General features: G+C 40.4%; 10 protein-coding genes. 7 read left to right on the forward strand and 3 right to left on the reverse strand.

All coding sequences use genetic code 11. From position 1 onward, the window contains the following. Window positions 1–204: 204 nt before the first annotated feature. Window positions 205–387: a hypothetical protein gene (locus PZ638_RS02190; RefSeq protein WP_004261179.1), complete on the reverse strand. Its 183-nt coding sequence runs from the start codon at window positions 385–387 to the stop codon at window positions 205–207. 252 nt (window positions 388–639) lie between these two features. On the opposite strand from PZ638_RS02190, the gene PZ638_RS02195 reads away from it, so the two are divergent. The 7 genes from PZ638_RS02195 (at window position 640) to arnT (ending at window position 11318) form a co-directional block, all read left to right on the forward strand. Beyond that, the gene (locus PZ638_RS02195) at window positions 640–2097 is read left to right on the forward strand and encodes a DUF4026 domain-containing protein (RefSeq protein WP_094961453.1); all 1458 of its coding nucleotides are present in this window, start codon (window positions 640–642) and stop codon (window positions 2095–2097) included. A 395-nt stretch (window positions 2098–2492) separates the two neighbouring features. Next, a complete protein-coding gene (locus PZ638_RS02200; RefSeq protein ID WP_004261175.1) occupies window positions 2493–2951 on the forward strand; it encodes a regulatory protein RecX in 459 nt (152 codons plus the stop codon). A 261-nt stretch (window positions 2952–3212) separates the two neighbouring features. Next, window positions 3213–4631 carry a carbohydrate porin gene (locus PZ638_RS02205; RefSeq protein WP_272674506.1) on the forward strand — a complete coding sequence of 473 codons (1419 nt, stop codon included), beginning with the start codon at window positions 3213–3215 and terminating at the stop codon, window positions 4629–4631. 217 nt (window positions 4632–4848) lie between these two features. After that, window positions 4849–6207 carry an anaerobic C4-dicarboxylate transporter DcuC gene (gene dcuC / locus PZ638_RS02210; protein ID WP_004261170.1) on the forward strand — a complete coding sequence of 453 codons (1359 nt, stop codon included), beginning with the start codon at window positions 4849–4851 and terminating at the stop codon, window positions 6205–6207. Window positions 6208–6482: 275 nt separating this feature from the next. Next, window positions 6483–7742: an aromatic amino acid transport family protein gene (locus tag PZ638_RS02215; RefSeq protein WP_094961452.1), complete on the forward strand. Its 1260-nt coding sequence runs from the start codon at window positions 6483–6485 to the stop codon at window positions 7740–7742. Between the two features lie 286 nt (window positions 7743–8028). Continuing rightward, the gene (locus tag PZ638_RS02220; RefSeq protein WP_206277685.1) at window positions 8029–9303 is read left to right on the forward strand and encodes a bifunctional O-acetylhomoserine aminocarboxypropyltransferase/cysteine synthase; all 1275 of its coding nucleotides are present in this window, start codon (window positions 8029–8031) and stop codon (window positions 9301–9303) included. A gap of 368 nt (window positions 9304–9671) precedes the next feature. After that, window positions 9672–11318 carry a lipid IV(A) 4-amino-4-deoxy-L-arabinosyltransferase gene (gene arnT / locus PZ638_RS02225; RefSeq protein ID WP_110592507.1) on the forward strand — a complete coding sequence of 549 codons (1647 nt, stop codon included), beginning with the start codon at window positions 9672–9674 and terminating at the stop codon, window positions 11316–11318. Window positions 11319–11384: 66 nt separating this feature from the next. Here arnT and PZ638_RS02230 read toward each other — a convergent pair whose 3' ends face one another. Continuing rightward, window positions 11385–11561 (reverse strand): hypothetical protein, encoded by a 177-nt coding sequence (locus PZ638_RS02230; protein ID WP_004261134.1) that lies wholly within the window; start codon window positions 11559–11561, stop codon window positions 11385–11387. Then, window positions 11558–14662: a MexW/MexI family multidrug efflux RND transporter permease subunit gene (locus PZ638_RS02235; RefSeq protein ID WP_206277684.1), complete on the reverse strand. Its 3105-nt coding sequence runs from the start codon at window positions 14660–14662 to the stop codon at window positions 11558–11560. Before PZ638_RS02235 ends, PZ638_RS02230 begins: the two co-directional genes overlap by 4 nt.

Here is a 14662-nt window from a genome sequence, read left to right on the forward strand (position 1 = left end):
ATAATAGAGAGGTGTAGTTAGGTATATCTATAATAGTTGGAATTTTAACATTGATAATTTTTTTATCGATAGCGCTTAATGCTTTTTTATGAAGATCTAAAACTAGATACCTGTATGTTAATTGTTTATTTAAGATTATCATTTTTCATACCTAAAATAGCTGCCGATGCAAGAAATAACATCGGCACGATAGGGCTGAAAATACTATTTTTTGTTTTGTTGATGAAACTTAACACGCTCATGAAAATAGGCTTTTAAATGGTCTTCCATTTGGTGAATCTTTTGTTCTAAGGCGTTGACCAGCACTTCATCGCTATTCATATCGAAAACGCGCTGCATCGCCAGTTCATCAACATATTCTTTTTGTGCCTTGGTTAAATCAGCCATATTTGAATTACCTTTATTGAAATAGAACTTTTGCTTTATCAATTTAAAGCAAATTAAAGAAAGTGCATTATTGTGCCTCAGTCAATACAGTATGAAAAGTAGAATAACTGATTGTCGAATAATGATTATTTATTAACTTACTTGCAATACGAAGGATCAAATCACAATCTCTGTTTGTTAAGAATAATCACAATATTCTTAATGAATATAAGCTGATATCCTCGCCAGAGTCACTTATTAATAGGTCTGAAAATGAATAATAAACAACACTACCTTGATACCGCAGCAGGTGAGGGTGAAAAAGAAGCATCAATGATGGTTGCTATCCCTGGTTCTGAGCTGACGTCTTTATTATTAGAGCAGCGTTTAGAAGAGCAAACTTATTTCACCGATGGTGAAATAGACTACATTCCTGAGGATGGCGGCTTTTTCTTTAGCTGTAAAAAAGATGAAGAAGAATTACGTTTTTATATCTCTTTAGTGGATAGCGACCCTGAATATACCATCAATCCTTATTTTGCCACTGATCCAATTAGCCCTGAGCTGTATGCAGAGGCCAGTGCTGCTCCTCAAGCAGTGATTGTTGAATGTTTATTTCAAGGGCAGCCATTAGCTAATTACCTTCAGCAGCTGAAAATTATTCAAATATTAGTGCCAGATTTATTACTAGGCTTGGATATTTCTGCCGCAGGGAAAGTGTTTACTCGTGAGTGGCTTAATTTCCAACTAATTGATGATTTGATGCCAAGCATTGATTCTTTGTATGTTGTTCATGCTATTTATGATCAAGAAGACAACGAAGACAAGCCGGAAGAAGAGCGTGCTCCGACCATGTATTGGTTCCATACTCACGGTTTGGCACGTTGTGGTTTATCGGAAGCAGAAATTATTATACCGCACCCGATTGCTTCTTATTATGGTATTCCCGAACTATTTTGGAGCTTCGTGAATAACAGTATTACTCACGGAAAAATCGTGTTTAATGAACCTATTTTTATTGGTCAAACCCAAGCAGGCTATGAGTATTTAGTTGCAGTACCGTTTGAAGAAGGGCTGTTGCATGTGGGTAAATCAACGCCAATTGATGACTTAAAACCACTTGAAGAGATGAATTTCGAGTTTGGTGATGCGTCATCAGAGCGTTTCATGGGGGATTGGCATGATCGAGACGAATCTCATCAGCACCCATCCGCGATGTTGTTTCGTGTGACACAAGAAAACCCGGTATTAGAAAGTTTCTTTGAAGGCTTTGAAGATCAAAACGCGATGATGTTTATGCGTACCGATGAAGAAACCGCTGATATGTCCCGTAAAGCCAAATTACGTTGGGAATATTTTACCCATATGTTAGATAACTACGGGCCAAAACCGGTCGCTCAGAAGAAAGGATTTTTTGCCAAATTCCTCGGTAAAAACGAGGAAGCTGAAGATTCGGAATGGCGCTTTTTAGTGAAATGCGGTATTGGTTACCATGATGCAGAAGAAGATTTCGATGGTCATGAACATATGTGGTTTGAACCTGTTTCTTGGAATGGAGACAAGTTTGAAGGGCGTTTAATTAACCATCCTTTTTATGTGAAAAATATGCAAGAAGGGGAAGTTTATCCATTAACGCGCGACGATATTACGGATTGGACAATTTATTTCCAAGACGGCAGTTATACCCCTGATACGATATATAAATTGTTAAGTGGCGCTCAAGTTCACTAACTTGTCATACTCGTCATACTTCAAGCTGCATGGGTGTTGACTGCGCTCAGCCAGCCGAATCACATACTTATGTATGCTCATCGGTCTGTCTTCGTTTGTCGCCTACATGCAACTTGAATTATTTAGAGTATATACGCGTCACGATTCAAACCGCATGGGTGTTGACTGCGCTCAGCCAGCCGAATCACATACTTATGTATGCTCATCGGTCTGTCTTCGTTTGTCGCCTACATGCAACTTGAATTATTTAGAGTATATACGCGTCACGATTCAAACCGCATGGGTGTTGACTGAGCTCCGCCAGCCGAATCACATACTTATTCAAGCTAGAGTACAAAGGTTTATGTTAGACTGGGCGCGCAATGCGCCCAATTTAATGATGAAAGTTTAACGCCATGAATGAATCCGAGCTTTACCAATATGCCTTGTTTATGCTTTCCCGCCGTGATTACGGTAAAGCCGAGCTATTTGCTCGTATGAAACGGCGTATGTATGAAAAAAATGAAGGTATTATTGATGAGCCTTTAATTGAATTGGTGCTTGAAAGACTAAGTGAGCAACATTTTCTTGATGATGACCGTGTCGCGGGGCTATTAATGCAAGGTTATCTGCGCAAGGGATATGGGCCATTGCGGATAAAACAAGAAATGCGGCAGAAAGGTTTCACTGAAACGGTTGTGGAAAAGCATTTTGCTACTCTAGATGTAGATTGGTTTGAAAAGGCCGCATTGGTTCGTAGTAAAAAATTCGGTGATGACCTTCCTCATGATTTCAAGGAAAAAAGCAAACAAATTAGATACTTACAGTATCGTGGCTTTTTTGGCGATATGATTTATGAGTTATTCAATGGTTAGTTTCCATATTATTAATTTATAAAATCACTTACTTTTCAACTGGTTGAAATAAAATCTGAACATAGTTTTTGACGTTGTTTATTTTAGATTAATCAGTGAATTGTGAGTTCGATCTTTCTTTTATCAATTTCATGTTAACGTTAACATATCTTTGATCATATACTGTGTTCATGTTCTGGGCAGCTCACTTCACGATAAATCAAAAAAGAGAAGAAAGCGCTAGCAATGATGTTTATTGGTTTAATTCAAATAGGTATTAATATGAAGATGTTACCGTTATCTGCGATTGTAGCGGCTTTTGTCATCCTATTCCCTTTGGTGGGGGATGCTCAAACGGATTTAAGCCGTATTGAGGCAAGGCTGGAGGCGTTAGAGAAAAGAGCTGAGTTGGCAGAACGACGTGCCGAAGCTGCTGAACAGAAAGCAGAAAAGCTCGAACGAGTGATGAATATGCATGAAACTACCAAACAACCCATATCAACCGTTGTTAAGGAGCCTATTTCCAATACAAATGTACCAAGGGAGAGTGAAGAAAAACCAACATCTGGGATCCAATATCACAATGATTACGGTGAACTTAAGCTTTATGGCGATGTTGAGTTCAATATGGATGGGGCGAGTCGTCAGGGACAAATTACATCTGTCAGAACGGCCCTTGGGAAAAACAACCAACCAAATAAGAGTGATAATTGGGATATTAATGGACGGATCTTGATTGGGGTAGATGGTAATCATTTGAAAGATAATGGAAATTATGCAGGGTTTTCTGTGCAGCCGCTTGCGGATATGACAGGAAAAATGAACCTTGATGATGCCGCTTTTTATTTCGGGCAAAAGGATCGCTGGCAAGTAAAGCTCGGCCGTTACGAAGCTTATGATATGTTCCCATTAGGACAAGATACGTTTGTACAGTATTCAGGCAATACGGCGAATGATTTATACAGTGATGGGGTCGGTTATATTTATATGATGAAAGAAGGGCGGGGGCGTTCAGGTGATGGTGGTAGTGTGCAACTTTCCCACTCATTAGATGATTGGTATTTTGAAATTAACGCATTGGTTGAAGATGGTACCGCTTTATTCGATGATTCTAATTACCATGGTTATCAGCTAGATAATAAGAAAAATGTTATTTATTTAAGGCCTGTGGTGGCTTGGCAGCCGAATGATTTTAAAGTGGCTATTGCGATGGAATCCCAAGTTATCAACAATGCCTATGGGGATAACGTTGATGGTCATTGGAAGGATATGTCCAAACGTAATGGATATGGTATGACTTTAGGATGGAATAGCGTAGAAAAAGACTCAGATAATGGCGTGCAGCTAACATTCAGTACTGCATACCTAGATGCAATAGCAGAAACAGATTTATCGTTAGGTGGCTATGCCTTGTGGCGTCGCGCTCAACTAGGTTATATCTATGCGCATAATAATATTAAAGATTTTAATGCAGTAAATATTTCGACAGACCCTAATTCAGTGTTGAATAACATCCCAGGTAAATATGATGTTCATACTTTATATGCTTCTTATGAGTTACCTCAAATTTTAGCTATAGATAATTACAAAATTTATCTTGGTGCTTATTACTCTAAAATTAATGCAGATAACCCTAATTTGATTAGTCATCATGATGATGAACGCTATGGTGTTCGTGCTCGCTTCAAATATTTTTTCTAGTCTAAGTTAAGCCGTTCTTCCTATGTGTTGTTAATAAATAGGAAGATCGGCTGCAAAATAACTATCAAAAAGATTTTTTATTTATTTCTCTTGTGTTTTAACGCATTTCTATATTAAAAATCATCTGCTGACATGATCATTGTCAGTGAATTTTGCTTAATGATTAGGCAGAGTAATTTTTTTTATAATTACAAAATAAGACAGGCAGGAGAAATAAATGATTGAGCTCTTAATCGGCGTTATTGTCGCCATTGGAGTTGGGCGTTATATCATAAAAGGGTATTCCGCAACGGGTGTGTTAATGACAGGAGGGATTTTACTTCTAATCATTACCGCTATTATGGGCAAAAGTATTTTACCAGGTTCTGTTCCGACGACGGGGTGGCGTGTAACAGATATTCTGGAATACATAAAATTCCTATTAATGAGCCGAGGTGGCGACCTTGGTATGATGATCATGGTGTTATGTGGGTTTGCATCTTATATGACTCACATTGGGGCGAATGATGTTGTGGTGAAAATCGCCTCTAAGCCATTAAAAATGATCAACTCACCTTATTTGTTGATGGTTGCTGCTTATATTGTGGCATGTTTGATGTCACTGGCGGTATCTTCTGCGACAGGCCTCGGTGTATTACTGATGGCGACATTATTCCCTGTAATGGTGAATGTCGGGATCAGTCGTGGTGCAGCAGCAGCAATCTGTGCATCGCCAGCGGCAATTATTTTAGCGCCGACATCTGGTGATGTTATCTTAGCGGCAAAAGCGGCTGAAATGCCATTAATCGACTTTGCATTTAAAACGACCTTACCGATTTCTATCGCGGCAATTGTGGCAATGTCAATCGCTCACTTCTTTTGGCAGCGTTACCTCGACAGAAAAGAAAATGTCACGACTGAAATGTTAGATGTGAATGAAATTAAAACCCATGCTCCTGCTTTCTACGCTATTTTACCTTTTACGCCAATTATCGGTGTTTTAGTGTTTGATGGTAAATGGGCGCCTGAATTGCATATTGTTACCATTATTGTTGGCTGTATTATTTTGGCTGCAATCATTGAATTCATCCGTAGCTTCAGCGCTAAACATGTCTATAGTGGCTTAGAAGTTTGCTACAAAGGTATGGCAGAAGCATTTGCAACGGTCGTTATGTTATTAGTGGCGGCTGGGGTATTTGCTCAAGGTTTAAGTACCATTGGCTTTATTAAAGGGCTCATTGACCTTGCACAGTCATTCGGTTCTGGTGCAATTGTGATGATGATTGCACTGGTGGTGATTACGATGTTAGCTGCGATGACCACAGGTTCAGGGAATGCACCGTTCTATGCATTTGTTGAACTAATTCCTCATTTAGCAAAACAAATGGGGGTCAATCCTGCTTACTTAGTGATACCAATGCTACAAGCCTCTAACTTAGGGCGGACTTTATCGCCGGTATCAGGGGTTGTCGTGGCCGTATCTGGTATGGCAAAAATCTCTCCGTTCGAAGTCGTGAAAAGAACGTCAATCCCAGTATTAGTTGGATTGGTTGTGGTTGTAATTGCGACAGAAATATTAGTGCCTATATATCTATAACATTTCAGTTTCTCAGGTAAAAAAATGGCTGAGCGAATAACTCAGCCATTCCTCGAATTAAAAATTAAATACTTTATATCTAAAATTTACTCTTTTAATTGATTGCGAAATTATTTTTTTACAGAATAATTACGTGGTATTTGTTCTTTTACGTTATTAACGAGATCTACCCCAAAAAGTTGAAAGAAATAGAGTAATTAAATTAGGTACTGTTGCCCATTTAATGCAAAATCTGCACATCTTATTTTAATAACGTTAATGATGAAGAACACAAGATGAGCACAATTGAAAAAGCAGTAGTTACAGAAGATAAACCTGTCAGTAAGTGGACTTATAAGGATTTCACTTGGGTACTTTCTTTATTTGGTACCGCCGTGGGGGCAGGCGTTTTATTCCTACCAATTAAAGCTGGTGCTGGGGGGTTTTGGCCATTAGTAGTATTAGCAATAATTGCAACGCCAATGATTTGGTTGGCTCATAAAGGGTTAGCTCGCTTTGTCTTATCCTCAAAAAATCCAAATGCCGATATTACCGATACGGTAGAAGAGCATTTTGGTAAAGTAGGCGCAAATATTATTACATTTGCCTATTTCTTTGCTATTTACCCTATCGTATTGATTTACGGTGTCGGTATCACGAATACTGTTGATTCATTCTTAGTAAATCAATTAGGAATAGACCCACTACCACGATGGTTATTGTCTGGAGTATTGATTGCTGCAATGACTGCTGGTGTGGTATTTGGTCGCGACCTTATGTTAAAGCTCACCTCCCTAATGGTTTATCCTTTGGTATTCATTTTGTTAGCTTTATCATTGTATCTAATCCCTGAGTGGAATATGTCCATGCTAGAGGTGGCTCCTGATTGGAGTGCAATGCCTGTGATTGTTTGGATGGCGATCCCACTTATCGTATTCTCATTTAACCATAGCCCAATCATCAGCCAATTTACTAAAGACCAACGTCAGCAGTTTGGTGATAATGCAGTGGTAAAAACGGATATGATTACTGGTGGTGCAGCATTGATGCTGACTGGTTTCGTGATGTTTTTCGTTTTCTCTGTGGTGTTATCACTAAGCCCAGCAGAGCTTGCCGTTGCGAAAGAACAAAATATCAGTGTGTTATCACATATTGCGAATATCAACCCATCGCCAATCCTATCTTATTTAGGGCCTATTGTTGCTTTCGCTGCGATTGTATCAAGTTACTTTGGTCACTTCTTAGGCGCTCACGAAGGTTTGGTTGGGTTAATTAAATCTCGCTCTTCTTTCTCTGTGAAGAAAATTCAAATGGCATCCATGTTATTTATTGTGATAACAACCTGGATTGTGACTATTCGTAACCCAAGTATTTTAGGCATGATTGAAACGATGGGGGCACCAATGATTGCCGCTATTCTATTCATTCTACCTGTTGTTTCGATGAATATTGTTCCTGCAATGAAGAAATTTAGCACTTCAAAATTGGCACAAATCTTTACTTTTATCTGTGGATTAGCGTCTATTACTTCGGTTATTTATGGTGCATTTTTATAGTTATAAATAAAGTGATATAAGAAACAGAGCCATGACCTGTAAAAGTCATGGCTTTTTTTATATCAATACGAACTAGGTTATATGGATAGACATTGATATAACTAATTTTTAAGCTGAGGGGTGTGATAATCACCCTCACCGTATCTATCAATATGAAATAATTTCAAGTGCAAGTAGTTGCTCGGTATCGTGGCTTAGGTAATATCTAAGGTTATCACAGCATTATAATAACGTAATCACTACCTCTGGCTGTAACTATTCCAGTGCGTTGCAACAAGGATAACTAATGAAATTAGAAACATTATCGATTCACGCCGGTTACTCTCCTGACCCTACCACTAAGTCCGTTGCCGTGCCAATCTACCAAACCACCTCTTATGCTTTTGACGATACTCAGCATGGTGCTGACCTCTTTGATTTAAAAGTCGCGGGTAATATTTACACTCGTATCATGAACCCGACTAATGATGTTTTAGAGCAACGAATTGCTGCGCTTGAAGGCGGTGTCGCTGGCTTGGCCGTTGCTTCTGGTATGGCGGCAATTACTTATGCGATTCAAACTATCGCGCAAGCTGGAGACAACATTGTTTCTGTAGCTAAATTATACGGTGGAACCTATAACTTATTTGCCCATGCTCTGCCGCGTTTAGGAATTGAAACACGTTTTGCGGAGCATGACGATCTCGCCGCATTTGATGCGCTTATTGATGATAAGACGCGGGCTATTTTTTGTGAGTCAATTTCAAACCCAGCGGGCTTTATTGTTGATATTGCGGCGCTCGCTGAAGTTGCACACCGCCATGGTATTCCTTTGATTGTCGATAATACGGTGGCGACACCTTATTTATGCCGTCCATTTGAACATGGGGCAGATATCGTCGTTCATTCATTGACAAAATATATTGGTGGTCACGGTACATCACTTGGCGGAATGGTTATTGATTCAGGTAAGTTTCCATGGACAAAATACCCGAATCGCTTTTCGTTATTGATAGAGCCGGATGTGGCATACCATGGTGTCAGTTATACCGAACATTTTGGTGCAGCGGCCTTTATTGCTCGTTGCCGTGTTGCGCCATTGCGCGGAACGGGGGCTGCATTATCACCGTTTAACGCATTCTTGATTTTACAAGGTTTAGAAACCCTCGCGCTAAGAATGGATAGACATACCGAAAATGCGCTAAAAGTTGGGAACTACCTGGAAAATCATCCACAAGTAGAGTGGGTGAAATATGCAGGGCTACCGAGTAACCCTGAACATGGCTTAGCGCAAAAGTATATGAACGGCAAGCCAGCAAGTATTATGTCGTTTGGTATTAAAGGTGGCCAAGAAGCAGGGGCACGCTTTATTGATGCCTTGAAACTGATTGTGCGGTTGGTAAATATTGGTGATGCTAAATCACTAGCCTGCCACCCTGCATCAACGACACATCGTCAACTTAATGATGCAGAGTTAGCGCAGGCAGGAGTTTCTCGGGATATGATCCGCTTATCAATTGGCATAGAACATATTGATGATATTTTAGCAGACCTTGAACAGGCGTTAGCTGCTGCCAAATAGTTTTACTTTGTATGAATAACAACCGGTTATGGTGAATACCCTGACCGGTTTTTGTTTATAAACTGCCGTACACTTTTTTGTATTAATGACTAATATTAAGAACGAATTAAATTTTCACCTTATTTTTAAATACTGAACTATTCTTTAAACACTCAGTCTTATTATTTGATTCTTATCTATTTTTGTATATGAATTGTAGTATTCATTTATTGATTGTTTATATACAGCGACCTTTCTACCAACTAACGTTTGATTTGTTTAAATGGGGTTTAATTGGCATAACGATAATAGCTAAATAAAAGAGCGTGTTTGCTCAAACGAAATAAATAAAATGATTAAATATCAATAAAAAGAATGGTTGAGATGAGATGATTATGGCAAACAATAGAATTGCCTACCTTAAATGGTGCCTGTTATTTGGTTTTGTCCTAGTGACCTATTTTTTACCCTTAAATGGTAGGTTACTGTGGCAACCGGATGAACTGCGGTATGCAGAAATTAGTCGGGAATTGATTATAAGTTATAACTGGAGTGTTCCTGAACTTTTAGATATTCGTTATTTTGAGAAACCTATTTTTGGTTATTGGGTAGGGGCTGTTTTCCAAATGTTATTTGGTGAAAATAACATTTCTGTTCGTCTTGGTGTGGTATTTAGTACATTAGCTAGTGGGCTATTTGTTTATCTTAGCGCTAAAATGGCTTGGAAAAACTCACGTCTCGCTTTCAACGCGGTGTTTATTTATCTTTCAATGTTGATGGTCTTTACCATCGGTACCTACAATATTCTTGACCCGATTGTGACAGCATTTATCACTATGGTGATTTTCTTTTTCCAATGGGGTTTAACGACAAAATACTTCTCTCATAAATTACTCGCTTTTATGATGATGGGAGTAGCCTGTGGGTTAGGGGTATTAACAAAAGGTTTTCTCGTTTTAGTGCTGCCAGTACTTGTTTGCTCTGTTGCCGCTATTTACTTTAAGCAATTCAAAGAAGTATTTGTTTTCTCGTTTGTTTCGCTGTTCACTGCTTTTGTCGTGTGCTTACCTTGGGCCTTTGTTATTGCCAGCCGTGAGCCTGATTTCTGGAACTATTTCTTCTGGGTTGAGCATATTCAACGTTTTATGGCGAATAACGCGCAAAACAAATCCCCATTTTGGTTTTATATCCCTATCTTGCTCGCTGCGGTATTACCTTGGCTAGGGTACCTTTTTGGTGCGCTACGACACGCATGGCAGCAAAAAGGGTTACATATTTATTTTCTATTATGGTTTATCGTGCCATTTGTTTTTTTCAGTATTACTAAAGGAAAATTACTGACCTATATTTTGCCTTGTATTGCACCGATCGCGGTTCTTATGGCAGCCTACATTGAAAAAATACTGACTGAGAAAAACACACTCACTATTCGTTTGAATGCATTGATTAACACACTGATAGGTGGCGTTATTGCTGGTGGAATTATTGCTTCTGCTTATTACCCTAAACTGAATGTATATCAGGCCGATGAAAGTGGAAAGCTATGGTTAGCCGCTGGCGCATTTATTTTTTGGTTATTGGTTGCGTTGCTTTCTTTCAAACAACGGTTTTGGTATTTAGCCGCAGTGTGTACGGTGGCAATTAGCTTAACGGTAGGGCATGTGATCCCATCTCGTATTGCCAGTAATAATACACCACAAGAGGTGATTGCGAAGTATCATCACCAGTTAGCTGATAAATCTGTATTGTTAACCAATAATGTCGGGCTAGGCACCACATTGGCTTGGGTACTTAAACGCAGTGATATTACGATGCTTCACCAAACTGGGGAATTAGGCTACGGGCTAAAATACCCAGATGCCGCTAATCGGTTTTATAGCTTAAAGCAGTTACCTGATTTATTAAAAAATTATCATTATAAAGATGTGGCGGTGGTCGTAGAAAGTTCTCAGCGTGAATTGTTGGACGCATTACCCGGCAACCCAATTATTATTCGGGAAGGTAATCTTGTTTTAGCTTTTTATGAAGGCCAATAGAGACAGTACGTTGGGATGTTATTTGATAATCGCCGCCATACCATTTAGGTTTGGCGGCTATTTACATTAGCGTGTAGGCTTATTTAAAGTGCTCGAGTTTGACGCTGAATGAGATTTTTCCAGACCTGCGGGGAGACCATGATAAATTAATAGCATGGCCATGCTATTACTCATTGCATTCACTTCCACTTCGTTGACTGTACGGCTGTTACGTTGATGACGGCTAGTTAACGTATTTCTCATTGGGACGTCTCCTCAGTTTCTTTGATTAGGCGATTCGCTTCGGCAAGCTCATAGCGCCTTGGTGTTAGTGCGGTTGCACTGTGATTACGGGCTAGCAAGGTATAAATGGTTGGTAAAACAAACAGGGTAAATAATGTGCCAACTAACATACCAGTGACTATCACTAAGCCTAAGCCAAAGCGGCTATTTGCTCCTGCTCCAGTGGCGAATAGCAGAGGAACTAAGCCAATCACCATTGCTGCGGTTGTCATTAGTATTGGGCGTAAACGAATTTGTGCTGCTTTGAGAATGGCATGTCGTCTATCTAACCCTTCATTGGCTTGTAATTCATTGGCAAACTCAACCATCAATATTCCGTGTTTACTGATTAAGCCAATCAATGTGACTAAGCCGATTTGGGTGTAAATATTTAATGTTGCATAACCAAGTGCCAATGGAATTAACGCACCACAAATTGAAAGTGGAACAGTAATCAAGATAATCAATGGGTCGACTAAACTTTCATATTGTGCCGCTAAGACTAAGTAAATAATGATGAGCGCCGCCATAAAGGCAAAGGCGAGGGTGTTTCCTTCTTGTTTATATTGGCGCGAATCGGATTGCCAGTCATGGCTAAAACCTGCTGGTAGCTCATTGGCAATATTATCTAAATAAGCAACAGCTTGGCCTAATGTGACACCAGGAGCAGGTATTGCTTGGAAAATTGCCGCATTTTGCTGATTAAATTGCGTGAGTTTATTCGGTTCAACTTGGGTATTGATATCAACCACCGTTGACAGTGGGATCATAGTTCCCGCTTCCGATTTCACATAATGGCGTGAAAGGGCTTCCGGTGTTAAGCGTTGGCTACGAATACTTTGAGGGATCACATCATAAGAACGGCCATCCATCCCAAAGCGGTTAATATAGTTTTCCCCCACTAATAAGGTCAGTGATTCCCCGATATCTTGCATACGAATGCCTAAGCTATTCGCTTTTGAACGGTTAATACGGACTTCTACCACTGGGTTGTTGTAGTCGAGGTCACTATCTACCACCATAAACAGACCGCTTTCACGTGCTTGTTGCTTGATCTCTTCCATGGTTTTATAGAGTACCGAATAATCTTGCGGACTTCTGAGAACCATTTGGATTGGCAAGCCACCCGTTGAACCTGGCAAGGCGGGTAACTGGAAAACGAAAATACTGTTCCCTTCGACATCACCGACGCGCCCTTGTAAGTCACCTTGGATCTCAGATGCGGCGCGGTCACGCTGCTCCCATGATGTCAAGTTAGTTCCCCCAAAGCTGGCGGAGGGGCCATCGGTTCCGTTAATAATCCAAGTACTTTCTGTTTCTGTCAACTCCATGAAAACATCATGTAATTTACGCGAAAAACGTTCTACATACTCGAGGTTAGCGTGTTGCGGAGATTTGATCGCCGTTAATACACTAGACTGGTCTTCCACAGGGGCTAATTCACGAGGAGCTGATTGATAAAGCAGTGGTAAGCTAATGAATACACCAACGGCAATAACACCTGTTAACCAACGGTTTTTCAAAGAGAAATTCAATACAATGGTATAGTAATGGGCTAAGGTAGAAAAGAAGGTTTCTGCCATACGTGCCATACGCCCTTCATTCTGTTTTGAGTTCAACATAAACGAGCTCATTACAGGGGAAAGGGTTAATGCCACAATACCCGAAACAATCACCGCCCCGGCCAACGTGAGTGCGAATTCTTTAAACAAAGCTCCCGTTAAACCTGACATTAGCCCTATTGGAGCATATACCGCCGCCAAGGTGATCGTCATCGCGATAACTGGGCCTGCTACTTCACGAGCACCAATTAAAGCCGCTAAAACCGGTGATTTCCCTTCTTCAATATGGCGATGGACGTTTTCGACCACAACGATAGCATCATCGACGACGAGACCAATTGCTAATACCATGGCCAGTAGCGTCAGTAAGTTAATACTAAACCCAAATGCCATCATGAGTGCGGCTGCACCTAACATAGATAGCGGAATAGCTAAAATTGGGATGATTACGCTGCGAATTGACCCTAAACACAGGTAAATAACCGCAATAACAATCAGTAGCGCTTCAACTAGTGTGCTAATCACTTGGTCAATAGACGCTTTAATAAAGCGCGAAGTTTCAAATGCCATTTCCACCTTAACGCCGGGCGGTAAAGTTTTGGTGATGTCAGGCATTAATTGATTCATGCCGTCAACGATTACTAGAGGGTTACCGGTTGGTGTGGCAAATAAACCAAGGTAAATCGCAGGCTCACCATTCATTAAACCACTGGTTTCTGTGGAAGCGGCTCCTAATTCAATGGTTCCCACATCTTTTAAACGTACTAATCCATTGCCGTCGTTGCGGATCACTAGATCACGAAACTCATCGACATTAGTGAGATCGGTATTAACATAGACATTGGAAATCACGAACTCGCCTTTGACTTTACCGGGAGCCGCTTGGTAGTTGTTTTGGCGAACTGCTTGCGCAACATCCGCAGCGGTTAGCCCTCGGCCAGCTAATTTATCGGCATCCAGCCATAAACGCATTGCTAATTGTTGGCCTCCAAAGACTTGAACTTTAGCGACACCGTCAATTGAGGAGTACATTGGTTCAATGACGCGAGAAATATAGTCTGTCAGGGCTGGAATGGATAAATTGGTGCTGGAAAAACCGATATAAGCAACCGCAGTGGATTCCCCAGAAGAAAGTTCAATCACAGGGTCATAAGCTTCTTTCGGTAATTTATAACGAACTTGGTTCACCTTCGCCATTACTTGTGCAAGGGCTTGAGTGGAGTCTCGGTTAAGTTCCATTCGTACGGTGACAAGGCTACTTCCTTGCACAGAAGAAGAAGACAGATAATCGACGCCTTCCACAGAGGAAACCGCTTGTGCGATGGGTTGTGTCACAAACCCTTGCATCAATTTAGCTGATGCGCCAGGGTATTGCGTAGTAATGGTGATCGTCGAGCTTTCAAGTTGTGGATATTGGCGAATAGGCAGTTTACTCAGCGCAAATAAACCAATTAATACAATCAGCGCACTGACCACGAGAGCCAGAACAGGTCGGCGAACAAAAATATCAGTAAATTTCAT

The organism is Providencia hangzhouensis, assembly GCF_029193595.2.
GTDB classification, from domain to species: domain Bacteria; phylum Pseudomonadota; class Gammaproteobacteria; order Enterobacterales; family Enterobacteriaceae; genus Providencia; species Providencia hangzhouensis.